This is a genomic window from Dyella thailandensis (assembly GCF_050749815.1).
GTDB lineage: Bacteria > Pseudomonadota > Gammaproteobacteria > Xanthomonadales > Rhodanobacteraceae > Dyella_A.
Map to the genome: position 1 here is coordinate 317,810 of NZ_CP192735.1, position 23,186 is coordinate 340,995.

Below are 23,186 nucleotides of genomic sequence, written 5' to 3' on the forward strand. Positions count from 1 at the left end.
ATCCGGATCATGGGCCGGACGGCTGCCGCCGCGGTGGGCGCTTGGCGCTAATCTAGGCGGCCAGCTGCCCGTGTTTTTTCTCGCCGGCGAATGCCGGAAAGCCACCCTCGACGACGGAACGCCCGTGACCCCATCCCCGACTCCCGACTTGACCCAGCTGCCGGCATGGCAGGCCCTGCGTGCGCACCGCGAGCGCTGCGGCGACCGCCACCTGCGCGAGCTGTTCGCCGCCGATCCCAGCCGTGGCGAGCGTTTCACTGCCGAGGCGGCCGGACTGTACATGGACTACTCCAAGCAGCGCGTGGACGACGAAACCCTGCACCTGCTGCGCCAGCTCGCCGAGGCCTGCGACCTGGCCGGGCGTATCGTGGCGATGTTCGACGGCGCGAAGATCAACGTCACCGAGGATCGCGCCGTGCTGCACACGGCGCTGCGCGCGCCCGCACATGCGAGGGTCGAGGTGGACGGCGAGAACGTGGTTCCCGCTGTCCACGCCGTGCTCGAACGCATGGCCACGTTAGCCGACAAGGTGCGCGGCGGCGCCTGGCTGGGCCACACCGGCCAGCGCATCCGCAACGTGGTGAACATCGGCATCGGCGGCTCGGACCTGGGCCCGGTGATGGCCTACGAGGCGCTGCGCCACTACAGCCAGCGCGAGCTCACGTTCCGCTTCGTCTCCAACGTGGACGGCATCGACTTCGTCGAGGCGACGCGCGACCTGGACCCGGCCGAGACGCTGTTCATCGTCTGCTCCAAGACCTTCACCACGCTGGAGACGCTGGCCAACGCGCAGGCTGCGCGACGCTGGTGCCTGGCGGCGCTCGAGGACGAGGCGGCGATCGCCCGGCACTTCGTCGCCGTGTCCACCAACGAAAAGGAAGTGGCGAAGTTCGGCATCGACACCGCCAACATGTTCGGCTTCTGGGACTGGGTCGGCGGTCGCTACTCGATGGATTCGGCGATCGGCCTGTCGACGATGCTGGCGATCGGCCCGGACGGCTTCGGCGACCTGCTCGCCGGCTTCCATGCGATGGACGAGCATTTTCGCAGCGCCCCGCTGGAGCGCAACCTGCCGGCGTTGATGGGGCTGATCGGGATCTGGAACACCAATTTCCTCGGCGCCGAGACGGTCGCCGTGCTGCCGTACGAGCAGTACCTGAAGCGTTTCCCCGCCTACCTGCAGCAGCTCACCATGGAGAGCAACGGCAAGGGCGTGACGCTGGACGGGCGCCGCGTGGGCTACGCCACCGGCGCGATCTACTGGGGCGAGCCGGGCACCAACGGCCAGCACTCGTTCTACCAGCTGATCCACCAGGGCACGCGGCTGATTTCCTGCGACTTCATTGGCTTCGGTCGGCCGCTCAGCGCGCTGCCGCTGCCCGATGGCAGCGACCAGCACGATCTGCTGATGGCCAACCTGATCGCCCAGGGCGAGGCGCTGGCGTTCGGCAAGACGGCGGAGGAAGTACGCGCCGAAGGCGTGGCCGAGGCGCTGGTGCCGCACAAGACCTTCCCGGGCAACCGGCCCAGCACCACGATCCTGGCCGAGCGGCTCACCCCGCACGTGCTTGGCGCACTGGTGGCCTTGTACGAGCACGCCACCTTCGTGCAGGGCGTGGTGTGGGGCATCGACTCGTTCGACCAGTGGGGCGTGGAGCTGGGCAAGGTGCTGGCCAAGCGCACGGCCGCCGAACTCACCGCCAGCAGTGATACCGAACTCGCCCACGACAGCTCCACCAACGCCTTGATCCGTCGCTATCGCGCGCTGCGCGACGGGATTTGACGTCCTCTGAAGGAGCCGCCTCGGCGGCGATGCTCTTGGCTTGTGCCGAGAGAAAGCATCGCCGCCGAGGCGGCTCCTACAAGGGGCTTCGCGCACCGCTGCATTCCGTGAACTTCTTCGAGAAACCATGAGCCCGACCCTCAGCCCGCTCGCCGGCAAGCCGGCCCCCGCGTCGATCCTGATCGACGTGCCGCAACTGCTCGCCGCCTATGCCGACCTCGTTCCCGATCCGGCCGACCCGGCGCAGCGGGTAGCGTTCGGTACCTCCGGCCATCGCGGCTCCTCGCTCAGCCGCAGCTTCAACGCCGCGCACGTGCTGGCGATCAGCCAGGCGATCTGCGACTACCGCGCCATGCGGGGCATCGACGGCCCGCTGTTCGTGGCGATCGATACGCACGCGCTCTCCGCGCCGGCGTTCGAGCACGCGCTGGAAGTGTTCGTGGCCAACGAGGTCACCACCATGATCTCGGCCGGCACGCCGTACACGCCCACGCCGGTGCTGTCGCACGCGATCCTCACCTACAACCGCGGCCGGACCGACCACCTGGCCGACGGCATCGTGCTGTCGCCCTCGCACAACCCGCCGGCCGACGGCGGCTACAAGTACAACCCGACCAACGGCGGCCCGGCCGACACCGACGTCACCCGCTGGATCCAGGATCGCGCCAACGCGCTGCTGGCCGAGGGGCTCAACGGCGTGCGCCGGGTGCCCTACGCGCAGGCGCGTCGCTCGTCGCGGGTGATCGAGCACGACTACGTGGCCAGCTACGTGTCGGACCTGGCGAACATCGTCGACTTCGACCTGATCCGTGCGGCGGGGCTGAAGCTCGGTGTCGATCCACTGGGCGGCTCAGGCGTGCACTACTGGGGGCCGATCGCCGAGCGCTACCGGCTCGATCTCACCGTGGTAAGCGAGGTGGTCGACCCGCAGTTCGCCTTCATGTGCGTGGACTGGGACGGCAAGATCCGCATGGATCCCTCGTCGAAGTACGCGATGGCCGGGCTGATCGCGATGAAGGACCGCTTCGACGTGGCCTTCGCCTGCGACACCGACCACGACCGCCACGGCATCGTCGCAAGAAGCAGCGGACTGATGCTGCCCAACCATTACCTCGCCACCCTGGTCGACTACCTGTTTCGCCATCGTCCGCACTGGCGTGCCGACGCGGCGGTGGGCAAGACGGTGGTCAGCAGTTCGCTGATCGATCGCGTGGCCGAGCGGCTGGGGCGGCGGCTGTACGAGGTGCCGGTGGGCTTCAAGTGGTTCGCCGACGGCCTGTTCGACGGCTCGCTCGGCTTCGGTGGCGAAGAGAGCGCGGGCGCCTCGCTGCTGCGCATGGACGGCGGCGTGTGGAGCACCGACAAGGACGGCCTGGTGCCCGCGTTGCTGGCGGCCGAAATGACCGCCCGCGCCGGACGCGACCCGGGCGAGCTGTATGCGGGCATCACTGCCGAGCTCGGCACGCCGTACTCCGACCGCGTGGACGCGCCGGCCAGCGCCGAGCAGAAGGCGCGGCTGGGCAAGCTGTCGCCGGCGCAGGTCAGCGGCACCGAGCTGGCCGGTGATCCGATCACCGCGGTGCTGGACAAGGCGCCGGGCAACGGCGCGGCAATCGGCGGGATCAAGGTGATGACGGCGCAGGGCTGGTTCGCTGCGCGACCGTCCGGCACCGAGGCGATCTACAAGATCTACGCGGAAAGCTTCCGGGACGAGAACCATTTGCGTAGCCTCATCGCCGAGGCGAATAAGATGGTCGACAGCGCGCTGGCCTCCTGACGCCGGCGCTTTCCCGGAGCCTTTCGATGTCACCGATCAATCCGCCCAGCCGCTACGCGGCCTTGCTGCGCTGGCTGCACTGGACCGTCTTCGCCCTGGTGCTGCTGGCCTACGTATTCATCAACCTGTTCGAGCTGTTCCCGCGCGGCAGCACGCCGCGCATGAACACGCTGGCGGCGCATTACCTGGCCGGCATCGCCGTGCTGCTGCTGGTGCTGCCGCGGTTGGCGGTGCGGTTGTCGCACGTCGATCCGCCGATCCAGCCGGCGCCGAGCGTGTGGATCCTGCGCCTGAGCACGATCACCCATGTGGCGCTGTATGCGTTCCTGATCGCGCAGCCGATCATGGGCATCGTCACGCTGCAGATCGCCGGCAAGCCGGTGACGCTGTTCGGCATCACCTTCCTGCCGGCGCTGTTCGGCCCCGGCGATCGCGCGCTAGCGCATCAGTGGGAGGACATCCACGGCACGGTGGGCGAGATCTTCTATTACGTGATCGGCCTGCACATCGTCGCGGCCCTGTGGCACCACTTCGGCCGCAAGGACAACACGCTGCGGCGCATGGTCTGATCCGCCGTCAACTCGTCCAGGGGAATTACACATGCATCATCGACACAGCGAGCGGCACGTCACCGGCCGCATGGGCTGGCTGCGCGCCGCCGTGCTCGGTGCCAACGACGGCATCGTTTCCACCGCCAGCCTGGTGCTCGGCGTGGCCGCGGCCCATGCCGGCTCGCAGAACATCCTGATTGCCGGCACCGCGGGCCTGGTGGCGGGCGCGATGTCGATGGCTGCGGGCGAATACGTGTCGGTGCATTCCCAGGCAGACAGCGAAGCGGCCGAGCTGGCCCGTGAGCGCCGGGAACTGGAGACCGACGTGGAAGGCGAGCACAAGGAGCTCGCCGCGATCTACGTTGGGCGCGGGCTGGAACCGGTGCTGGCGCGCCAGGTGGCCGAGCAGCTGATGAAGCATGACGCGCTGGACGCGCACATGCGCGACGAACTGGGCATCACCGAGACGCTCAAGGCGCGCCCGATTCAGGCCGCCGGCGCTTCGGCGCTGAGCTTCGCGCTCGGTGCGGCGCTGCCGCTGGTGGTGGTGGCGCTGGCGCCGGCCGGGGTGTTGCTGTGGTCGGTGTTCCTCACCTCGCTGGTGTTCCTGGCCATCCTGGGCGGCCTGGCAGCGCGCACGGGCGGTGCGAACATGCGCACCGGCGCCATGCGCATCACGTTCTGGGGCGCACTGGCGATGGCGATCACCACCGGCGTGGGCATGCTGTTCGGCGTCGCGGCCTGATCCGTCAGCGCATCCGTAGCGGGCGGGGAAGGGCGGCCATCGCCGCCGAGAGCGCGTCGACGCATCGCCCGAGATGAAGCAACGCCAGCTCCCACTTCACGGCCAGATCAACTGCGCCAGGTTTCAATAACGGCCCTGCACAGCCGCGCCGGAGACCGCCCCATGCGCCACGCCTTTCACGTGGGGGACCACGTCCGCTGGAACTCCGAGGCCGGCCACGTCAGTGGCCACATCACCAAGGTGCACACGCGCGACGTGGACTACAAGGGCCACACCCATCGCTGCACGCCCGACGATCCGCAGTACGAGATTGCCAGTGACGCCACTGATCACGTCGCGCTGCACAAGGGCAGTGCGCTGCACCGGATCGACTGAGTGGCTGACGCCGTGCCATCCGCCGGCCGCGATGGACCGACAATCTGGACGGTCGGCCACTCCACCCGCAGCCTGGACGAGTTGGTGGCCCTGCTCGCGCACTGGCGCATCAACGCGGTGGCCGACGTGCGGCGTTTTCCCGGTTCGCGGCGGTATCCGTATTTTGCCAGCGAGGCGCTGGCGCGCAGCTTGCCGGAGCACGGGATCGCCTATCGGTGGATCCCGCAATTGGGCGGCCGGCGCAAGGTGCAGCCGAACTCGCCCAACACGAGCTGGCGCAACGCGTCGTTCCAGGGCTATGCCGATCACATGGCCGGCGCGGAGTTTGCCGATGGCCTGGACGAGCTGCTGGCGATGGCCACGCAGCAGCGCACCGCCATCATGTGTGCCGAGGCGGTGTGGTGGCGCTGCCATCGCTCGATGATCGCCGACCTCTTGTGCGTGCGCGGCTGGACGGTGCTGCACATCGCCGATGATCGCCACGCCGGGCCCCACCCGATGACGGCGCCGGCACGTGTGGTGGACGGCCGGCTGAGCTACGCGCCGCCGGCGGATGCAGGGGGCTGATTGCGCCGCGACCTTCCTGCCGTCAAAGCGCCGCGTCCCGCCAGAGCTTGATGCCGCCGGTCAGCCCGGCCGCGTTGTCCACGATGCTGACGTCGGGCGGCAGCTCCAGCGTGACCTTGGTGGCATTGCCGCCGCCCAGGTACAGCCGATCGAAATGGAGCAGGGTGCGGAAGGCCTCGATGGTCTTTTCTACCCGGCGATTCCACTTCTTGTCGCCCACCTTGTGCCTGGCCGCGTTGCCGACGTAGTGATTGAAGGTCTTCTTCTTGCGGAAGGGGAACTGCGCGAACTCCATGTGCGGCATGCATACGCCATCGCGAAACAGCGCCGAACCCATTCCGGTGCCCAGGGTGAGCACCAGCTCCAGCCCTTCGCCGCGGATGACCCCGTAGCCCTGCACGTCGGCGTCGTTGAGCAGGCGTACCGGCTTGCCGCCGAGACGCTGGCCCAGCGCCTCGGCGAGGGGAAAGTCCCGCCACGGCTCGTTGCCGAAATGCGGCGCGGTCAGCACCCGTCCGTGACGAACCACGCCGGGAAACCCGATCGACACCCGGTCGAACGCGCTCAGCGGCGCCACCAGCGCCACCAACGCGTCGACCATACCCTCGGGCGAGACGCCCTCCGGCGTGGGCACGCGCACGCGATCGCCCAGCATGACGCCATCCTCATCGAGCAGGGCCGCCTTCAAGCCGCTGCCGCCCACGTCGATGGCCAGCGTGACCGTGCCGCGCGGTGGTGCAGATGGCTTGCCCGTGGTCCGTCCGGTGCTGCGTTTCATGCCGTTCTCCCTGAAAGCGAAGTGGAAGCCGCTCGCGGCGTGGCTGCGCCGCTCATTCGTGCTTGATGGCGTGCCCGCCGAACTGGTTGCGCATGGCGGCGAGCAGCTTGTCGGAGAACGAGTCGGCATCGCGCGACCGCAGGCGTTCGAGCAGCGACAACGAGATCACCGGCGCGGCCACGTTCAGATCGATCGCCTCGGCCACCGTCCAGCGGCCTTCGCCGGAATCGGCCACATACGGCGCGATGCCGTCCATCGCGGGGTTCTTCGCCAGTGCGTCGGCGGTGAGGTCGAGCAGCCACGAACGCACCACGCTGCCCTCGCGCCAGATCTCGGCCACCTGGTGCAGATCCAGCGCGAACTCGCGCTTGTGCTGCAGGATCGAGAAGCCCTCGGCATACGCCTGCATCAGCCCGTACTCGATGCCGTTGTGGACCATCTTGCTGAAGTGGCCGGCGCCCACCGGCCCCACGCGGCCCCAACCCTTGTCCTTTGCCGGGGCCAGCGCCTCGAAGATCGGGCGCAGCCGTTCCACCACGTCCGCATCGCCGCCGACCATCATGCTGTAGCCCTCGGCCAGGCCCCACACGCCGCCGCTGGTGCCGCAGTCGACATAGTGGATGCCATGCGCGGCCAGGGCTTCGGCGCGGCGCATGCTGTCCTTGTAGAACGCATTGCCGCCGTCGATCACCGTGTCGCCGCGCGCCAGCAGCGGTTGCAGCTGCGCGATGGTCTGCTCGGTGATCTCGCCGGCGGGCACCATCAGCCAGAGCGTCCGTGGAGCCGGCAACTGCTGCACCAGGGCCTCCAGCGAGGCGGCCGTGCCGGCGCCGTGTGCGGCCAGTGCGTCGCGTGCGCCGGCGGCCGGATCGAAGCCCACCACGTGGTGCCCATGCTGCAGCAGTCGCTGGGCCATGTTGCCGCCCATGCGACCCAGGCCGATCATGCCGATGTCCATGCGTTCTCCTCGTTGTGTGCGTTGTGCGATCACGCCACGCTCAACCGTGCATGCTGCCGGGGCGCGGCTGCAGGGCATGTGAGGACGCGGCGCATGCCGCCTGGGCGGTCGATCAGGGCACGGTTTCGTGATCCTGCTTTGCGCGTGTGGCGTTACTGTCGGCGCTGTCGTCTTCGTGCGTCGCGTTCACCGTGGCCTTGCGTTCCTGCCGGCCCCAGCCCACCGACGGCCCGCGCAGGGCGGTGGATACCGAACGCACCACCACGTAATACATCAGTTGCCGATAGCCGAAGCGTTGCAGCACCAGCCACCACAGCAGGCTCCAGCGCTCGCGCTTTTCCATCGCGAAGGCCAGCACGCCGGCGCCCAGGTCCACCGCCATGAACAGCGCGTAGAACGCCGCCATCGTGATCAGGTTAGTGGAGTTGAACTGGCCGCGGTGCTGCAGGTAGTCCAGCCCGGTGGCGATGATCTGCCACAGCAGCAGCAGATCGACCAGCGGCGACACCACCGAGAAAACGATCTGGAACAGCCACACCTGCGGCAGCGCGATGGTGCCCAGTGCGCCGTAGCGGGCGCGGAAGGTCGCGTCGCGGTGCTTCCACAGGCACTGCAGCGTGCCGTAGGCCCAGCGGAAGCGTTGCCGCGCCAGCCCGCGGGCGGTGTCCGGCGCCTCGGTCCAGGCAATCGCCTCGGCATCGAACAGGGTCTTGTAGCCGGCTTTCTGGATCGCGATGGTGAGGTCCTGGTCTTCGGCCAGCGTGTCGCCGGGGAAACCGCCGAGCTGCTCCAGCGCCTCGCGCCGCCAGGCGCCGACGGCGCCGGGCACCACGGTGATCGCGCCCAGCGCGGCCAGCGCGCGGCGTTCGAGGTTCTGCGCGGTGATGTACTCCAGCGCCTGCCAGGTGGTGATGAGGTTGATGCGGTTGCCGACCTTGGCGTTGCCGGCCACCGCGCCGATGGCCGGGTCGGCGAACCAGCGCACCAGGCGCGCGATGGTGTGCGGCTCGAACTGGGTGTCGGCATCGAGCGCCACGATCACCTTTCCGCGCGAGGCGCGCAGCGCCGTGTTCACCGCGTTCGCCTTGCCGCCGTTGGGGATGCTGATCAGCTGCACGCGGGGATCGCCGGCGTACTGCGTGCGCACCACCTCGGCCGTGGCGTCGGTGGAGCCGTCATCCACCACGATCACTTCCAGCGCCTCGTAGCGGCTCTTGAGGATGCGGCCCACCGCACTGGCGATCACTTTTTCCTCGTTGAACGCGGGAATCAGCACGGAGACCAGCGGTGGCGGATGATCCAGCGCCGGCGCCACGCGGCGGCGATCGCGATACCAGTTCAGCAGGCCCAGCCCGCCCAGCAATAGCAGTCGCGCCACGCCCAGCCAGATCGCGGTGAGGAACAGCGCGTTGAGGAAGTGGCCGAACCAGCCGAGGGTGAGGAACACCGAGCGATCCGCCCACTGCGACAGCGAACCGATGGTGAGCGGCGGCATGCCCTGGTCGCGGGTGAGGCCGGCCAGCGCGGAGACGGTGACGAAGTCGTAGCCTTCGGCGCGCAGGGCATCGATGATCTGCGGCAGCGCGGCGACCGTATTGGCGCGGTTGCCGCCGCCGTCGTGCAGCAACACCACGCGGCTTTGCCGGTCCGGGCTCTGGTGATGCACCTGGTCTAGCACGCTCTGCACGATCTTGTCCACCGGCGGGCGCTGCCAGTCGTCCGGATCGATGTGCAGGCCCACCGCGATGTAGCCCATCGCCTGCGCCTGTTCGATAGGCACCAGTTCGTCGGACGTGGTGGGCTCGGCGTCGCCGAAGTAGGGCGCGCGGAACAGCCGCATCGAGCGGCCGGTGAGCGCCTCGAACAGCCGCTGCGTGGCGTTGAGTTCCAGCGCGGTGATGCCCGGGGAGGTTTCGCCCAGGTTGGGATGGGTGAAGGTGTGGTTACCCACGTCGTGGCCTTCGTTCACCATGCGCTGGACGAGCCGCGGCGACGCCTCGGCGTTCTCGCCGATGATGAAGAACGTGGCCGGGACGTGCTTGGCCTTGAGGATGTCCAGGATCTTCGGCGTCCAGTCCGGGTCCGGGCCGTCGTCGAAGGTCAGGGCGATCTTGCCCGGCTGGATGCCCACGCGCTGGATCACGTAGGAGGTGGGCAGGGCGGTGTACTGCTCGCCATCGATCTCGCCGCTGTCCTTGTCGATGCTGAAGGTGCGCGCGCCGGGCTGGGGTTTGGAGGCGATCTGCAGGATTTCGCCCTGGCCCTCGATGTCGATGTCCTGGCCCTCGCCGATCTCGTGCAAGGCATCGGGTGCGGCCGCGCCGTAGGGGCGGCCGATCACCGACCAGATCGACGGATCCTCCGACCCCAGTCGCCATACCGCGTAGCCGTAGGGCTGGTAGCCGTCGGCGTCGTGGATCTGGTTGTAGGCGGTGGCGGCATCGAGGAACCACAGATCGTGGACGGTGCCGTTGTCCTCGCTGTAGGAGAAGTGCGGGTTCTGCGTGTCGTCGTCGAAGTCGATGGTGGCCTGGGCGTCGGCGGCGCGATCCATCGCGTCCTGGAACGTCACCGCCTCGGCGTTCTGGCCATGCGCCCAGTCGTAGCCGTAGCTGCCGAGGGCCACGATGGTCTGATCCGGGTCCAGCTCCTTCATGCGCTTGTCGAGCGTGCTCTCGAACCAGTCTTGCGCGGCGATGCTGCCCGCGTCCTTGCCGGCCCAGTGCTGGTCGTAGGCCATCAGCAGCTCGAAGTCGACGATCTTGGCGTAGGCGGCGTAATCCCACGCCTCGTCATCGAAGGGGACCGACAGCACGATGCCCCAGCCGTGCGGCGCGAACGCGTCGGCCAGCTCGCCCAGGAACTGCTTGAAGTCGCCCTGCGCGTTGTCGGGCACCTCCTCGAAATCCACCGTGACGCCCTGGAACCGGTTGGCGTCGAGGAACGCCACGATCTGCGCGATGCGCTCGTGGCGCAGGTCGGGGTTGGCGAGCATCTTCGCCAGCCCGGGGCCGTCCCACCGGCCGTTCACTGCGTTTTGCAGCAGCGGAAGGATCGGCGTGGACGGTTTCTCGCGGCGGATCAGGTCGAGCGCCTTGGCATCGACGCTGGTCTTGAGCGCCATGTCCGGCCCGCTGATGCTCATCCAGCTCGGCACGACCCAGTCCAGCGTCGGCAGGGCGCGCTTGAGCGACGGGTAGCTGCTGTCGTCCCAGTTCACGTAGAAGCCGATCGCCAGCGCACGGCCGGCGGGCTTGTCCAGCGAGGGTGGCGGGGCGCGGAGTGCTCCGCGGGCGCGGGCGCCGTGATTGCCGTGATGGTGCGCCCGCACTTCCGCAGCAAGCTGGGCAGCTCGTTTGGCCAGCGCCGGTGCGGCCATCTTCACGCCGTTCAGCGCATGCAGCCCCTTGCCGTGGCGGCCCAGCTGCAGCCCCTCCATGGTCGGCCCGACGAACAGGCTCAGCACGAACGCGATGGCAAACAGCGTGCTGATCACGGCGAGTGTCAGCCCCACGCGCGACAGACGGCTGGCCCGTCGGCCGGTAGGGTCGAAAAACACTGGCTGCTTGTGCATGGGGCGGAGCTGGCGGGTCGAGGGCGGTATTGTGCTGGCTTGGGCGGGCTTGCGTCAGGGGTCGCTCAAGCCGCGGGCATATTCGGCCGTTAACTGTTCAGCTTCCCCGCGAGCGGCCGCCGGCCGTAGCCCGGGAGCTGCGCTTCGGCAGCGTGCCGTACATCGCAGCTGCAGATGTTTTCGGGGCCGACAATGGAGGCTGCGCAGGGCCGGGATCTGATCGTTCCGGGGAGGAATGTCAGGCAGCAAGCAGCCCCGGCTGGGGTGCTCGTCTTGACCGTCCCCCATCGCTTGTGTTTGGGGGTGGCGCATACGATGATTGCGGCGGTCATGCGCGGCAGTCATCTCGCCGCCGGTCTGCCGGGGGATGTTCGAGGGACGTAGCCAGTGCAGGGGGAGCGGTCGATGTCTAAGCAGGGAAGTCGTTGGGTTGAGCTGTCGAAGCATGCGGCGGTGGCGCTGGGCTACGCGCTTGGGTTTCTCGCGCTTCGCCAGATCTCTTTTTCGCACTGGGTGATCTTCGCTGGGTTCCGCCTGTGCGCCCTGCTGCTGGTGCCTTACCGCTATTGGCCCGCGCTCGTCGTTGGCGAGATGGTGCCCTTAGGCGCGATCGGGTTCATGCATAGTGAACGATATGGCGCGCTCTGGTCGGTTCTTTATGCATTCCCGCCGATTGCATTGGCTATGCCGGTGGTGCGTTGGTGCAAGCGCTCGTTGGGCATGTTCGATTCCAGCGGTCATGTGAAAGTGTTGACGCTCCTTTTTTGCACGCTCATCTGCGCCGTGCTCTGGACGATCATCAACCTGATCACCCTCTCTGAAACCAAGCTTCCCGCGAACTATCCCCAGCTCGGCTACACCGTCTATGCAGCGCGGTGGTTCATCGGCAATTTCCTGGGCGTGCTCACGCTTGCTCCTCTGGTGCTTTGCGTGCGGGAGTTGCGTGCGAATGGAGTGGTCAGCCTTAAGCAGATGCTCTCCAGCAGCCTGGTGGTCGAGGTCCTGTCCGTCGTCTTTCCCAGCCTGGCCATTTTTGTGTGGCTGTGCCTTTCGACGGACCAGGAAAGTCTGCGTCAGGCCTGTCGGATGGGAATGTTCCTGCCTGTAATCTGGATGGCGCTGAGGCACGGCTGGCATGGTGCTGCGCTTGGTGGCGCGGCCGCGAGTGTCGCGATCGTTCTGACCATGCCCGAGCGCTACGACGCGGGCACCTTGCAAGCCCAGGTGTTCATGGCATTTGCCATTACGACGATGCTTCTCCTGGGCGACCGTATTGCGATGCTCGATGAGCGCGAATCCCGCGGGAGGAGTGATGCCCGGATGGCGCTGGCGCTGGCGCAGAGGAACCTGATTCTCGGAGAAATGCAGCTCAGGCAGACCTCCGACGCGCTGGAGCATGTCCGCGAGGGGGTGCAGGCAACCTACAGCCAGCTTCTGGAACGACTCCGCCACATGCTTCCCGTACAGGATGAGCGGGATTATCGGTTGCGCGCTGCGGTCACCCAACAGCAGCTATTTAGGCTTGCAGATAGCCTGCATCCCATGGTCTGGCGAGAGGGCGGGCTGGCGGCTGCGCTTCGCCAAGGGGCGATAGCACGAGCCCTGGATGATTCGGATATTCGATACTGGTGCAATGTTCGCGATCGAGGCATTGACCGCCTTTCGAATGGTGCCCAGGTGGCCCTCTACCGCTCGGCTTGCGATCTCATCGCCTATCTTTGTGATGCCGCCCATGCGACGAGCATTCGGGTCCATGTGAGGGTGGGGCTGCGCGGCGGCTCGCGCTGGATATTCCTGAAGGTTGAAGGAGCCGTGGGAGACGCGACAACGCTGCGCGTCAAGCACGATGATCTTTTGCTGCGATTGTCCTCCAGCGGTGGGGGGCTAAATGCGGTCGAAGACCGTATTGCGCTCTACCGTGGTGAGTTGCGCCCCAGGGAGTCTCACCAGGGGCGAAGTGTTAGCGTCTTGATGCATGACCTCGCAGACGATTCGGTAGTGATTTGATCACTACCGAATCGGTACAGCGCGTCAGGGCGACGACGGAGCGATGTGCGTGTTGCACTCGACCGGATCATCGCATCCGGTCTTCACTGCCATTTGCACGGCGCCGGTGGGTTGCACGGTTGCACTGATCTTTACGGTCCCGTCGTCGTAGACCGTATCCGCCGTGGTGCTGGTCGGGTCCGTCGTCGAACCGGTGGAAGTGGTCACGTTCTGTGCATCACTGCCGATCGGCAGTACCAGCACCTGGCCGCTAGCGGTAGCGATGGCACCGTGCACCCCGCCATTGGTGTCGTTCACCTGCACGTAGCGCACGCCGTCCTTCTCAAACACATACACGTGCCAATGCGGGTTGGCGCTGACGTCGGTGGCATTCGGCCATGACTGACCCAGACCGGAAGATGGCGCATCCGTTGCCTGGGCGATGCTGGACAGGCCGAGTGCCAGAACGGCCGCGGCCACTGCGTGAAAACGCGAAATCTTGAGCATTGCGTGTCCCCTTTCTCAGAAGTGATGACTGCCGGTGATCGTGAGATCGCGCACAACATACCATTGCGTCAGTCGACAACTTCGCGATACGGATCACGTGGAACCGGCGGTTTTCGGCCGGGACCGCGGGAATCAGGTCCTGAGAACGCCATGCCAGCCGCTTCAGCGCCATTGGGACGGGGCCAAAGACGAAAAAGCCCGCCAATAGGCGGGCTTTCGATGTCATGGTGGCCGGGGACGGAATCGAACCGCCGACACGGGGATTTTCAATCCCCTGCTCTACCAACTGAGCTACCCGGCCAGGGTATGGGTCCGCCGATGCATGAGAGGCCGTGGCCGGTGCGTCGTGGAGCCGCGCATTAAACTGGATGCGTCCGGCGGCGTCAAGACTCGTGCGCGGGCGGGACATAGCCTGCGGGTTGCTCGGCGCCGCCCTCGAACAGGAACTTCTCCATCTCGCGCGCGAGGAACGAGCGTGCGCCAGGGTCGAGCGGATTGAGGCGGTTTTCGTTGATCAGCATGGTCTGGTGCGCCAGCCATTGCTGCCACGCCGGCCTGGAGATCTCCGCATAGATGCGCTGGCCCAGCGCGCCGGGCCAAGGCGCGAAATCGAGCCCTTCGGCGTCGATGCCCAGCTTGCTGCAATGGACGATGCGACTCATGGTGATTCCTCGTGATCAGCTTGAAGGTTTTGCAGCAGCACGCGCACCGGGGCGGGAAGACCCAGGGCGGCATAAGCGGCCCGGTCACACCAGCGCTGCATCGGTTGGTCGGCAACGCCGTCACGCGCGCTGGCGCGATCGAACAGCAGCGGCTCCACCGACAGTTTGTAGTGGCTGAAGACATGCGTGAAGGGCGGCAGGGGCTGCGCGTCGTCCACATCGGCGATTTGCTGGGCCAGGCGCCACGCCGCATCCGGGTCGGCCGCCTCGGGCAGGCTCCACAGTCCCGACCAGACCCCCTGCGGGCCGCGCCGTTCGAGCAGGACGCGCCCACGTTCATCGCGCAGCACCAGCATCAGCGTGCTGCGGACGGGCTGGCGCTTGCCGGGCTTGGGCGTCGGCAGCTGGGCGGTGAGGCCATCGCGACGGGCGACACAGTCGCTCTGCAGCGGGCACTCGGCGCAGCGGGGTTGGCTGCGGACGCACACGGTGGCGCCCAGATCCATGATGGCCTGGGTGTAGTCGGCCACGCGGGCCGCGGGAGTGTGTGATTCGGCGAGCTGCCACAGGGTTCGTTCGATCGCGCTCTGGCCCGGATCGCCGTGGATGCCGTGATAGCGCGTCAGCACCCGCTTCACGTTGCCGTCGAGGATGGGGAACCGCAGCCCGTGGGCCTGCGCCAGGATGGCGCCGGCGGTGGACCGACCGATGCCGGGAAGCGAGCAAAGCGCGTCGATGTCGCGGGGCAGCGCGCCGCCGTGGGCGGCCACGCAGCGCTGCGCCGCCTGGTGCAGGAAGCGCGCGCGCCGGTAATAGCCCAGGCCGGACCACAGGGCGAGCACCACGTCTTCATCGGCAGCGGCCAGATTGCCCAGCGTCGGCAGCGCTTCCACGAAGCGCTGGAAGTACGGGATCACGGTGGCGACCTGGGTCTGCTGCAGCATCACTTCGGATAGCCACACCCGGTAAGCGTCGCGCTGCCCGTCCGCGCCGGCCTGTTGCCAGGGCAGATCCTTGCGGCCGTGCTGGTCGAACCAGCGCAGCAGTCGGTCGGCAACCGTGTCGTTCATGGCGAGGTGGCGGGCGCAGTGGCGGCCGTGGCTGCGGCGGCCGGGATGTCCTCGCCGATATCGACGCTCAGGCCTTCCACGCTGATGCTGCCCACGTCGAGCCGGTCGGCATCCACGTGCCCCTGGCCGGGCGGCATGGTGAGGGCGGCGCTGCCGCCGTTGCCGAGCTGCGACCACCAGCTGGCCAGTTGCAGCGGTGGCACGCGCAGGTCGACGTGATTGGCCGGGCCGTCGAGTTTGAGCGCCAGCAGCAGCGGATCATGCGCGTTGGCCGGCGCCAGGCGCAGGGTCACGTCGTAGCGTCCGCTATCGGCACTGTCGAGTTGGCCGGCAAGATTGGCCGACGCATCGGCCGCGCCGTGCCAGCGCGCGCTGCCGCGCAGGTCGGCCGCCATGCCCGCGCCGTGCGACAGATGCAGCACGATGTTTTCGAATTGCATGCCCGCTCCGCTGGTGCGCGGGGTGGCGAGCAGGCGCAATTGCACCAGATCGTTGCTGGCATCGCGGCCGGTCAGGTCCAGCGAGAACGGCTTGCCCGGATTGAGTTGCCCGGTCTCCAGTGCCAGGTTCTGCAGCAGGATGTCATTGCCGCGCACCAGGCTGGCCCGGCTGATCAGGATGCCGGTGTCGATGCGGGGAATCTGCGGCGGATGGGCGGCATCGGCCGCCGGCAGGCCGGCAAGCCAGGCCTGCAGCGCGTCCAGGTCGACCCGCGGCGCGTCGATCTCCAACCGGGCGATCGCCGTGGGGCCGCCGAAAAGAGTGCGCCAGGGCAGCGCCAGGCGTCCGCGCGCGGCCAGCAAAATCGGCATGCTGGCGCCTTGCTCGTTGAGCGTGATGCCCTCGAGTTCCAGCGCGGGACGGGGAAACAGCGTGGGGTGCGCGGGGCTGGCCAGGTGCAGTTCCAGCCCGGCCGCGCGCGCCTGCGCCTGCAGCGTGGCGGTGAAGCGATCCGGCTGCAGCAGCCAGTACACGCCGATCACGGTGGCCAGCACCAGCGCCGCCGCCACACCGGCGACAGCCAGCAGCGCCATGCGCCAGCGGCGCGTCATTCGCACTTGTCCGCGAGGCGCGGCTCAGTCATTGCCGAGCCGGGCGGGGAGCAGGCCGTCGACGAAGGCCTCGGCATCGAACTGGCGCAGGTCCGTGGCGGTCTCGCCCAGGCCGACGAAGCGGATCGGCAGGCCAAACTCGCGCGCCAGCGCAAACACCACGCCGCCCTTCGCCGTGCCGTCGAGCTTGGTCACCACCAGGCCGGTGACGCCGACGATCTGGCGGAACTGGCGCACCTGGCTCACCGCGTTCTGGCCGGTGGTGCCGTCGATCACCATCAGCACCTCGTGCGGCGCGGCCGGATCGAGCTTCTTCAGCACGCGCGCGATCTTGCCCAGTTCATCCATCAGGCCGCCCTGCGTATGCAGGCGGCCGGCGGTGTCGGCGATCACCACATCGCTGCCACGCGAGCGCCCGGCCTGCAGCGCATCGAAGATCACGCTGGCCGAGTCGGCGTCCTGGCCCTGGGCGATCACCGGCACCTGGTTGCGCTCGCCCCAGGTCTTGAGCTGGTTCACCGCCGCGGCGCGAAAGGTGTCGCCGGCAGCCAGCAGCACGCTGCGGCCCTCGTCGCGATAACGCCGCGCCAGTTTGCCGATGGTGGTGGTCTTGCCCACGCCGTTGATGCCGACGGTGAGCACCACGAAGGGCTTGTGGCCGGAGACGTCCAGCGGCTGCTGCACCGGCAGCAGTTGCGCGACCAGCGCCTGGCGCAGCGCGCCGAGCAGGGCGTTGGCATCGGCAAATTCGCGCGCGTGCATGCGCTTGCGCAGAGCTTCGACCAGGCTCGTGCTGGCCTCGACGCCCACGTCGGCGGTGATCAGCGCGGTCTCCAGCTCATCGAGCAGTTCGTCGTCCAGTCGCGGATGGCGTACAAACAGAGAGCCGAGGCTGCGGGCAAAGCCGCTGCCAGCGAGGCGCTCGCGCCAGCTGCGCTTGACCGGCTCCGTGCCGTCCGGCGCGTCCGCGTCGGGGGAGGTTTCGGGGGGCGTTTGCGGGGCCAGCTCAGCCGGCGCCGCGGGAGCTTGAACCGTTACCGATGCGGCATCGGCAGGGGCGTTGGCTGCATCCGGCGCCGGCTCGCCGTCGGCGGGCTTCTTCTTCCAGAACTTGAGCATTGCGGGGGCGATTCGAAGACAATGGGCGGCATGCTATCACCCCGATCCGAACTGCCCGCTGAGGGCGGCGCCCGATGAGGCGCGCGCCCGGACGCATCCGCATCATCAGCGGCAGCCTGCGCAATTCCCGCCTGGACGTGCCCGACCTGCCGGGTCTGCGACCCACCCCCGAGCGGGTGCGCGAAACGCTGTTCAACTGGCTGGCGCCGGTGATCGCCGGGGCGCGCGGGCTCGACCTGTGCGCCGGTACCGGTGCGCTCGGCCTGGAGGCGCTGTCGCGCGGGGCGGCCAGCGTGCAGTTCGTGGAGCCGCAGGCGGCCGCAGCGCAGGCGCTGCGGGCCAACCTGGCGCGGCTGAAGGTGGCTGGCGCGAGCGTCGATGCGGTCAATGCCGCCAGCTTCCTCGCTGGGCCGCCCCGGCCGTTCGATCTGGTCTGGCTCGATCCGCCGTTCGCCGCCGACCTGTGGAGCGCGCTGGCGCAACGGCTGGAGCAGGGCTGGCTCAGCCCCGCGGCGTGGATCTACGTGGAGTCGCCGCGTGACCACGTGCCGGCGCTGCCGCCCCAGTGGCTGCTCCATCGTGAGGCGCAGGCCGGCGAGGTGCGCCACGCGCTCTATCGCCGGGCCGTGGTGGTTCCGTTAAGCTAAACGCTTATTCATTCGGTTGCCGAGCATCCGTGATCAAGCCGTCGGTCAATACGCGCCTGGCCGTCTATCCGGGCACCTTCGATCCGATCACCAACGGTCACGCCGACCTGGTGGCGCGCGCTGCGCCGTTGTTCGAGCGCATCGTGGTGGCGGTGGCGGAAAGCCCGAACAAGGGTAAGGGGCCTGGCTTCACCCTGCAGGAGCGCATCTCGTTGGCGCGTCTTGCCCTGGCGGACCTGCCCAATGTGGAAGTGCGCGGTTTCGACTGCCTGCTGGCGCAGTTCGTGGAGCAGATCGGTGCGGGCGTGATCATCCGCGGGCTGCGCGCGGTGTCCGACTTCGAGTACGAATTCCAGCTGGCCAGTATGAACCGCCACCTGATTCCCCAGACCGAGACGCTGTTTCTCACCCCGGCTGAACAGTACAGCTTCATTTCCTCCTCGCTGGTGCGAGAGATCGGCCGCCTCGGCGGGGATATCTCCGGTTTCGTGCATCCGGCGGTGCAACAGGCCATGCGCCAGCGCTGGCACAAAAAGCAACCTGAAAACGAAGGTGACCACCATGCGTAAGTTCGTCCTCGCCGCCACGCTCGCCCTGGCCGGTTCCGTCATGCTCTCGGCCTGCAACAAGCAGGACGATGCGCAGCAGACCACCCAGCAGGCGCAACAGGTTTCCAAACCCTCTGATCCGAACGACAGCAAGGCATGGAATGCCTACCTCGGCCAGATCGTCTCGGCCAACATGAAGGGCATGACCGCCGATCGCCCGTACGCCTACCTGGTGCCGGCCGGCGATGACGCCGACTCGCAGGCCAAGTACGGCCGTCAGCTCGAGGCGGTGCAGGGCGTAGTCGCCCGTGGCGTGCTGCCGGGCAACATGCTGGTGTTCGCCGGCCCGAGCTCGGCCAAGACCGCCGACTTCATCGCCGCGGCGTTCAAGGACGCCAAGCCGGGCTCGTTCAAGGACGTCATCGTGCTGTTCATCGGCGACGAGGCCGACAAGCAGCGCGTGACCGACGTGCTCACCCCGACCAGCGCCAACATCCGCTTCGTCGCCATGTAATCCGCTTCCGCGGAGGCCGGATCCACCCGGGTCCGGCCCGGCGCGTCGCATAGCTACGCGACGCGCCCGCTCCGCCGGCTGTGCTCAAGCATCATGTCGCTCAAGATCCTCGATACCTGCGTCAACTGCGACGTCTGCGAACCGGCCTGTCCCAATCAGGCGATCTCGCTGGGCGAGGAGTTCTACGTGATCGATCCGGCCCGCTGCACCGAGTGCCACGGGCATTACGACGAGCCGCAGTGCGTGGTGGTCTGCCCGGTCGAATGCATCATCATCGACCCCGACCACGTGGAAACCGACGCGCAGCTCGACCTGAAATACCGGCAGCTGACCCGGGCCGGCGACGGTTCCTGAGTCGGTGCTCCATTCGCAGGGCCGACCCATGGAATGTTTCTCGCTCATCGGCAATTCGCAGCGCCTCGACGGCGGCGCCATGTTTGCTCGGCCCATCCCTGGGCCTCACCCCTCGCTGCGCTCGGGGCCGCCTGCGGCGTCCGGATTCGTTCCGGACGAATCCGTGGCAACGCGGAAGTGATGGCTATGGAAATGTTCTCGCTCATTGGCAACTCGCAGCGCCTCGACGGCGGCGCCATGTTCGGCAATGCGCCCAGGGCGCTGTGGTCGCGCTGGATCGCGCCGGATGAACAGAATCGCATCCCGCTGGCCTGTCGCTGCCTGCTGGTGAAGGATCTGGACGGCCGCAACGTGTTGTTCGAGACCGGCATCGGCGCGTTCTTCGAGCCGGCCCTGCGTGAACGTTACGGCGTGGTGGAGGAGCGGCACGTGCTGCTCGAGGCGTTGGCCGACGTGGGCCTGTCGCACGAAGACATCCATGTGGTGGTGCTCTCGCACCTGCATTTCGACCATGCCGGCGGCCTGCTCGCGCCGTGGACGGAAGGGCAGCCGCCCCGGCTGCTGTTTCCCAACGCGCGCTTCCTGGTAGGCGCCGAGCACTGGCGCCGCGCGCTCGATCCGCACCCGCGCGATCGCGCCTCGTTCATTCCCGAACTGTGCCGCCTGCTCGAGGCCAGTGGCCGGTTGGAGCTGGTGACGGGGTCGCACTCGGCCACGCTGGGTGAGGCGGTGCGCTTCCATTATTCGGACGGCCATACGCCGGGCCTGATGATGGCCGAGGTGGGCGGCGTGGTGTTCTGCGCCGACCTGATTCCCGGGCGCCACTGGGTGCACCTGCCGATCACCATGGGTTACGACCGCTGGCCGGAGAAGCTGATCGAGGAGAAGCGCGAGTTCCTGGAAGACAAGCTCGCCCGCGGCGTGCGCCTGTTCTTCACCCACGACCACGACTGCGCGCTGGCCGCGGTGAGCTGCGACGCACGCGGTCGCTTCGGCACCTCGCATGAATGGTCGGCCCTGGCCGGTGCGTTGCCCGCGATGGAGGCGGCGTGATGGTCCGTCTGCGCATGCCCGGTGAGCTGGCGGCCGGCAACGTCTTGCTGAAGGTGCTGGGCGGCTTGCTGCTGCTGGTCGGCCTCGCCTTGCTGGCGTCTACCGAGAACGGCCTGCTCGCCTACCGCCAGGCGGCGCAGCGGCATGGCGGCGAAGTGCTCGATCTGGGCTCGCAGGTTGGGCCGCAGAGCGGCCAGTACGGCTACATGGTGCGTGTGGCCGGACCGCTGGAAGTGGTGGCGCCGCCGCGTGACGTCGACTTCAACCAGAGCGCGACCGTGCCGGTGTTGATCCGTCACGTGGAGATGTTCCAGTGGCGCGAGGTGATCGTCGGCGGCGTGGCCTACTACGAGCTGGACTGGGTCGATCGTCCGGTCGATTCGAATCGCTTCATGCATCCTGCCGGGCACGCCAATCCCGGCAACTTCCCCATCGAGGGGCGCCAGTTCGACGCCGGCGAAGTGCGCGTGGGTGGATTCCGCCTCTCCACGCCGCTGCTGCACGCGCTGCCCGGCAGTGCGCGGCTGACGCCCGACGAGCGCGCATTGCCGCCGAATCTGGCCGCCAGCTTCTCCAAGGACGGCGACTACTTCACCACCAGCGCCCATCCGCAGTCACCGCGGCTGGGCGACCTGCGGGTGAGCTGGGAGACGGTGCCGGTGCAGGCCGTCACCCTGGTCGGCCGGCTCGATGGCGACACCCTGGTGCCGGCGGCCGATGCGGCGGACGGCAAGGGCTACGAGGTGCAGATCGGCGACCGTTCGCTGGTGGACATCTTCCCCGATCTGCCGGTGCCGCCCGAGCTGGTCATGCCGCGCCGCGCGATTGCACTGCTGCTGGCCGCGCTGGGCGTGCTCGCCCTGCTGTGGGATCGCCGCCAGCACATCAGCGACGTGCTGCTGCCGGTGGGCCTGGGCGCGCTGCTGATCGGTGCGGTCGGTGGCGCGATGTGGCTGGGCGGCAGTGCCCGCGTGAGCATGCACTGGTTCGGTCTGGCGGCGCTGGGGCTGGCGGTGGCTGGCTGGCCGCTGTGGCGTCGGCACCGCGGCGGTAGCTTGCCGCAGGAGTGATCGGCGGGGCGAGCGTCACCGCCTGGTTCGATACCGCAATGCGCCTGACCGGATGGGCTGGATGCGTTTTGCCGGGAGCCGGCTGTGCGCGATACGTTCAGTACGCGCCAAAGCGAGACCAAGCTCATACGAAAACGGCGCCAGCGAAGAGTCGCCGGCGCCGCAGGAATCGATCGCCGTCGTGGCGACCGCCAGCGATCAGCTCGGGCGCGCCTCGGCGTGTGAGAACACCTGGTCGGCGAACTGGGTGGCTTCCAGGTAGATCGCTGCCATGCGCTGGATGCGCTGCGGTTGGGCGTTCACGCCGGTGAGCTCGCCCGCTTCCCAGGCGTAGATCTGCTCCAGCAGCGGACCGAACGGGCCGCGGCCGCCCACCAGCGCCTCGGCGATTTCCGGCACCAGCGGCAGGTGGCTCAGTACGAACTCCATCGGTGCGCACATCAGCGTGTCGAGCAGCGAGAACAGGCCGGCGGTGAACGCCATTTCCTGCTTGTCGCGCGCCATGCCGGAGCCCGAGGCGAGCTTTTCGCACATGTGCGCGCGGATCAGCGCGGCGCGCAGCAGCTCCGGCGGGCGATCGTCCATGCCGCTGAGCGACATGGTGTAGATCCAGTTGCGCATGCGAGTGACGCCGAAGAAGATCGCCGCCTGCTGCACCGACTTCAGCTGCTTGGGCAGCGAGAAGTAGGCCGAGTTGACGCAGCTCAGCAGCTTGTAGCTGAGGATGGCGTCGTCGCGAATGATGTCGCCCAGCTCCACCGGCCCCGGGTTGGACTCCTGCAGTTCGCGCATCAGGCGCAGCATGCTCAACCGGTTGGCGGTGAGCACCGGCACCTCGACGGTTTCCGGAATCAGCAGGTAGCGGCCCTGGATCGCCTGCAGCGGCAGCTCCAGGCAACGCTGGTAGGTGGCGTGGTCGTCGACCTGGCCGGCCACGACCCAGATACCGCGGTCGTGCAGCTGCTGGGTGGTTTCGCGCAGCACCTCCGGCGCCATCACGCCGGCATCGAGCCGCACGAACTGCACGATCTGCAGCAGTGCCTCCAGCGCCGCGGAGCCGGTGATCTCCGGCGTGGTGATGTCCAGCATCAGTAGGCAGCCGCGCTGGGCCATCTGCTGCAGGCGCTCCATCAGCGGGGCGTCCTGCGCCACTTCCGGACGCAGCAGCACGCCGAAGCGCGGCTGGTGCAACAGCACGTCGGTCTGCTCGAGCAGCAGGTCGCGCGACAGGCGCAGGAAGGTGCGGTTGCCGCGCACAAGGCGGGTCAACGCGCCGTCGAGGATGGTCGAGAGCACGCGCTGCATCAGCGCCGCCTCGTCGATGCCCTCACGGTGAAACAGGATCTCGTAGGCGAACAACTGCCGCTTGGCGTCGAGCATCGGCAGGCGCACCACCGGTAGCGGTTGCTCCGTGCTCATGGCGGGCGGAAGGGCGGAGGAGGCAGCGGCGGCGACTTGGTTCATGGTGACTCTTCGCGCAGGGCGGGGCGCTTGGC

General features: G+C 68.0%; 22 protein-coding genes and 1 tRNA gene. 13 read left to right on the plus strand and 10 right to left on the minus strand.

What is annotated here, in order from left to right; translation table 11 throughout:
* Window positions 1-124 precede the first annotated feature (124 nt).
* The 6 genes from pgi to ACQVBX_RS01370 all read left to right on the plus strand — a co-directional run bounded on the left by pgi (window position 125) and on the right by ACQVBX_RS01370 (window position 5,798).
* The gene (gene pgi, locus ACQVBX_RS01345; RefSeq protein WP_431636106.1) at window positions 125-1,783 is read left to right on the plus strand and encodes a glucose-6-phosphate isomerase; all 1,659 of its coding nucleotides are present in this window, start codon (window positions 125-127) and stop codon (window positions 1,781-1,783) included.
* A gap of 127 nt (window positions 1,784-1,910) precedes the next feature.
* The gene (pgm, locus tag ACQVBX_RS01350) at window positions 1,911-3,560 is read left to right on the plus strand and encodes a phosphoglucomutase (alpha-D-glucose-1,6-bisphosphate-dependent) (RefSeq protein WP_431636107.1); all 1,650 of its coding nucleotides are present in this window, start codon (window positions 1,911-1,913) and stop codon (window positions 3,558-3,560) included.
* A gap of 26 nt (window positions 3,561-3,586) precedes the next feature.
* Window positions 3,587-4,129: a cytochrome b gene (locus ACQVBX_RS01355; protein ID WP_431636108.1), complete on the plus strand. Its 543-nt coding sequence runs from the start codon at window positions 3,587-3,589 to the stop codon at window positions 4,127-4,129.
* 31 nt (window positions 4,130-4,160) lie between these two features.
* Entirely contained in the window at window positions 4,161-4,856 is a 696-nt protein-coding gene (locus ACQVBX_RS01360; RefSeq protein WP_431636109.1) for a VIT1/CCC1 transporter family protein, read from the plus strand.
* A 162-nt stretch (window positions 4,857-5,018) separates the two neighbouring features.
* On the plus strand, window positions 5,019-5,231 hold the full coding sequence (locus tag ACQVBX_RS01365; protein WP_431636110.1) for a DUF2945 domain-containing protein: 213 nt from the start codon (window positions 5,019-5,021) through the stop codon (window positions 5,229-5,231).
* Window positions 5,232-5,798 carry a DUF488 family protein gene (locus ACQVBX_RS01370; protein WP_431636111.1) on the plus strand — a complete coding sequence of 189 codons (567 nt, stop codon included), beginning with the start codon at window positions 5,232-5,234 and terminating at the stop codon, window positions 5,796-5,798.
* A gap of 22 nt (window positions 5,799-5,820) precedes the next feature.
* On the opposite strand, the gene ACQVBX_RS01375 is transcribed toward ACQVBX_RS01370, so the two are convergent.
* The 3 genes from ACQVBX_RS01375 to ACQVBX_RS01385 all read right to left on the minus strand — a co-directional run bounded on the left by ACQVBX_RS01375 (window position 5,821) and on the right by ACQVBX_RS01385 (window position 11,108).
* Window positions 5,821-6,576 carry an ROK family protein gene (locus ACQVBX_RS01375; protein WP_431636112.1) on the minus strand — a complete coding sequence of 252 codons (756 nt, stop codon included), beginning with the start codon at window positions 6,574-6,576 and terminating at the stop codon, window positions 5,821-5,823.
* 52 nt (window positions 6,577-6,628) lie between these two features.
* A complete protein-coding gene (gnd, locus tag ACQVBX_RS01380) occupies window positions 6,629-7,534 on the minus strand; it encodes a phosphogluconate dehydrogenase (NAD(+)-dependent, decarboxylating) (protein ID WP_431636113.1) in 906 nt (301 codons plus the stop codon).
* A gap of 112 nt (window positions 7,535-7,646) precedes the next feature.
* Window positions 7,647-11,108: a glycosyltransferase gene (locus ACQVBX_RS01385; protein ID WP_431636114.1), complete on the minus strand. Its 3,462-nt coding sequence runs from the start codon at window positions 11,106-11,108 to the stop codon at window positions 7,647-7,649.
* Between the two features lie 405 nt (window positions 11,109-11,513).
* Here ACQVBX_RS01385 and ACQVBX_RS01390 point away from each other — a divergent pair, with 405 nt between their 5' ends.
* Window positions 11,514-13,115 carry an MASE1 domain-containing protein gene (locus ACQVBX_RS01390; protein WP_431636115.1) on the plus strand — a complete coding sequence of 534 codons (1,602 nt, stop codon included), beginning with the start codon at window positions 11,514-11,516 and terminating at the stop codon, window positions 13,113-13,115.
* A gap of 24 nt (window positions 13,116-13,139) precedes the next feature.
* On the opposite strand, the gene ACQVBX_RS01395 is transcribed toward ACQVBX_RS01390, so the two are convergent.
* The 6 genes from ACQVBX_RS01395 to ftsY all read right to left on the minus strand — a co-directional run bounded on the left by ACQVBX_RS01395 (window position 13,140) and on the right by ftsY (window position 17,504).
* The gene (locus ACQVBX_RS01395) at window positions 13,140-13,601 is read right to left on the minus strand and encodes a hypothetical protein (RefSeq protein ID WP_431636116.1); all 462 of its coding nucleotides are present in this window, start codon (window positions 13,599-13,601) and stop codon (window positions 13,140-13,142) included.
* Window positions 13,602-13,826: 225 nt separating this feature from the next.
* Window positions 13,827-13,902: transfer RNA gene (locus ACQVBX_RS01400), tRNA-Phe, on the minus strand.
* 82 nt (window positions 13,903-13,984) lie between these two features.
* Window positions 13,985-14,263, minus strand: coding sequence for an oxidative damage protection protein (locus ACQVBX_RS01405; RefSeq protein WP_431636117.1), 279 nt, complete (start codon window positions 14,261-14,263; stop codon window positions 13,985-13,987).
* Window positions 14,260-15,333 (minus strand): A/G-specific adenine glycosylase, encoded by a 1,074-nt coding sequence (gene mutY, locus ACQVBX_RS01410; RefSeq protein ID WP_431636118.1) that lies wholly within the window; start codon window positions 15,331-15,333, stop codon window positions 14,260-14,262. Before mutY ends, ACQVBX_RS01405 begins: the two co-directional genes overlap by 4 nt.
* Window positions 15,330-16,385 (minus strand): membrane assembly protein AsmA, encoded by a 1,056-nt coding sequence (locus tag ACQVBX_RS01415; RefSeq protein WP_431636119.1) that lies wholly within the window; start codon window positions 16,383-16,385, stop codon window positions 15,330-15,332. The genes mutY and ACQVBX_RS01415 overlap by 4 nt, the downstream gene beginning before the upstream one ends.
* Window positions 16,386-16,409: 24 nt before the next feature.
* A complete protein-coding gene (ftsY, locus tag ACQVBX_RS01420) occupies window positions 16,410-17,504 on the minus strand; it encodes a signal recognition particle-docking protein FtsY (RefSeq protein ID WP_431636120.1) in 1,095 nt (364 codons plus the stop codon).
* A 74-nt stretch (window positions 17,505-17,578) separates the two neighbouring features.
* On the opposite strand from ftsY, the gene rsmD reads away from it, so the two are divergent.
* From rsmD to ACQVBX_RS01450, 6 genes are all read left to right on the plus strand, one after another.
* On the plus strand, window positions 17,579-18,151 hold the full coding sequence (gene rsmD, locus ACQVBX_RS01425; RefSeq protein WP_431636121.1) for a 16S rRNA (guanine(966)-N(2))-methyltransferase RsmD: 573 nt from the start codon (window positions 17,579-17,581) through the stop codon (window positions 18,149-18,151).
* 29 nt (window positions 18,152-18,180) lie between these two features.
* Window positions 18,181-18,720, plus strand: coding sequence for a pantetheine-phosphate adenylyltransferase (coaD, locus tag ACQVBX_RS01430; RefSeq protein WP_431636122.1), 540 nt, complete (start codon window positions 18,181-18,183; stop codon window positions 18,718-18,720).
* Window positions 18,713-19,213, plus strand: coding sequence for a hypothetical protein (locus ACQVBX_RS01435; RefSeq protein ID WP_431636123.1), 501 nt, complete (start codon window positions 18,713-18,715; stop codon window positions 19,211-19,213). The genes coaD and ACQVBX_RS01435 overlap by 8 nt, the downstream gene beginning before the upstream one ends.
* A 93-nt stretch (window positions 19,214-19,306) precedes the next feature.
* Window positions 19,307-19,567, plus strand: coding sequence for a YfhL family 4Fe-4S dicluster ferredoxin (locus ACQVBX_RS01440; RefSeq protein WP_431636124.1), 261 nt, complete (start codon window positions 19,307-19,309; stop codon window positions 19,565-19,567).
* A gap of 186 nt (window positions 19,568-19,753) precedes the next feature.
* Window positions 19,754-20,620 (plus strand): MBL fold metallo-hydrolase, encoded by an 867-nt coding sequence (locus ACQVBX_RS01445; protein ID WP_431638090.1) that lies wholly within the window; start codon window positions 19,754-19,756, stop codon window positions 20,618-20,620.
* The gene (locus ACQVBX_RS01450) at window positions 20,620-21,690 is read left to right on the plus strand and encodes a TMEM43 family protein (protein WP_431636125.1); all 1,071 of its coding nucleotides are present in this window, start codon (window positions 20,620-20,622) and stop codon (window positions 21,688-21,690) included. The genes ACQVBX_RS01445 and ACQVBX_RS01450 overlap by 1 nt, the downstream gene beginning before the upstream one ends.
* Window positions 21,691-21,888: 198 nt before the next feature.
* Here ACQVBX_RS01450 and ACQVBX_RS01455 read toward each other — a convergent pair whose 3' ends face one another.
* Entirely contained in the window at window positions 21,889-23,154 is a 1,266-nt protein-coding gene (locus tag ACQVBX_RS01455; protein ID WP_431636126.1) for an EAL and HDOD domain-containing protein, read from the minus strand.
* Between the last annotated feature and the right edge of the window lie 32 nt (window positions 23,155-23,186).

Excerpts from the sequence above, each read along its gene's own strand:
- ftsY (WP_431636120.1), bottom strand. The coding sequence starts at position 17,504 with ATGCTCAAGTTCTGGAAGAAGAAGCCCGCCGACGGCGAGCCGGCGCCG.
- ACQVBX_RS01445 (WP_431638090.1), top strand. The coding sequence starts at position 19,754 with ATGGAAATGTTCTCGCTCATTGGCAACTCGCAGCGCCTCGACGGCGGC.
- ACQVBX_RS01375 (WP_431636112.1), bottom strand. The coding sequence starts at position 6,576 with ATGAAACGCAGCACCGGACGGACCACGGGCAAGCCATCTGCACCACCG.
- ACQVBX_RS01395 (WP_431636116.1), bottom strand. The coding sequence starts at position 13,601 with ATGCTCAAGATTTCGCGTTTTCACGCAGTGGCCGCGGCCGTTCTGGCA.
- ACQVBX_RS01390 (WP_431636115.1), top strand. The coding sequence starts at position 11,514 with ATGTCTAAGCAGGGAAGTCGTTGGGTTGAGCTGTCGAAGCATGCGGCG.
- ACQVBX_RS01435 (WP_431636123.1), top strand. The coding sequence starts at position 18,713 with ATGCGTAAGTTCGTCCTCGCCGCCACGCTCGCCCTGGCCGGTTCCGTC.
- pgm (WP_431636107.1), top strand. The coding sequence starts at position 1,911 with ATGAGCCCGACCCTCAGCCCGCTCGCCGGCAAGCCGGCCCCCGCGTCG.
- ACQVBX_RS01455 (WP_431636126.1), bottom strand. The coding sequence starts at position 23,154 with ATGAACCAAGTCGCCGCCGCTGCCTCCTCCGCCCTTCCGCCCGCCATG.
- ACQVBX_RS01355 (WP_431636108.1), top strand. The coding sequence starts at position 3,587 with ATGTCACCGATCAATCCGCCCAGCCGCTACGCGGCCTTGCTGCGCTGG.
- ACQVBX_RS01385 (WP_431636114.1), bottom strand. The coding sequence starts at position 11,108 with ATGCACAAGCAGCCAGTGTTTTTCGACCCTACCGGCCGACGGGCCAGC.
- ACQVBX_RS01415 (WP_431636119.1), bottom strand. The coding sequence starts at position 16,385 with ATGACGCGCCGCTGGCGCATGGCGCTGCTGGCTGTCGCCGGTGTGGCG.
- mutY (WP_431636118.1), bottom strand. The coding sequence starts at position 15,333 with ATGAACGACACGGTTGCCGACCGACTGCTGCGCTGGTTCGACCAGCAC.
- gnd (WP_431636113.1), bottom strand. The coding sequence starts at position 7,534 with ATGGACATCGGCATGATCGGCCTGGGTCGCATGGGCGGCAACATGGCC.
- rsmD (WP_431636121.1), top strand. The coding sequence starts at position 17,579 with ATGAGGCGCGCGCCCGGACGCATCCGCATCATCAGCGGCAGCCTGCGC.
- ACQVBX_RS01365 (WP_431636110.1), top strand. The coding sequence starts at position 5,019 with ATGCGCCACGCCTTTCACGTGGGGGACCACGTCCGCTGGAACTCCGAG.
- ACQVBX_RS01360 (WP_431636109.1), top strand. The coding sequence starts at position 4,161 with ATGCATCATCGACACAGCGAGCGGCACGTCACCGGCCGCATGGGCTGG.
- ACQVBX_RS01440 (WP_431636124.1), top strand. The coding sequence starts at position 19,307 with ATGTCGCTCAAGATCCTCGATACCTGCGTCAACTGCGACGTCTGCGAA.
- ACQVBX_RS01405 (WP_431636117.1), bottom strand. The coding sequence starts at position 14,263 with ATGAGTCGCATCGTCCATTGCAGCAAGCTGGGCATCGACGCCGAAGGG.
- ACQVBX_RS01450 (WP_431636125.1), top strand. The coding sequence starts at position 20,620 with ATGGTCCGTCTGCGCATGCCCGGTGAGCTGGCGGCCGGCAACGTCTTG.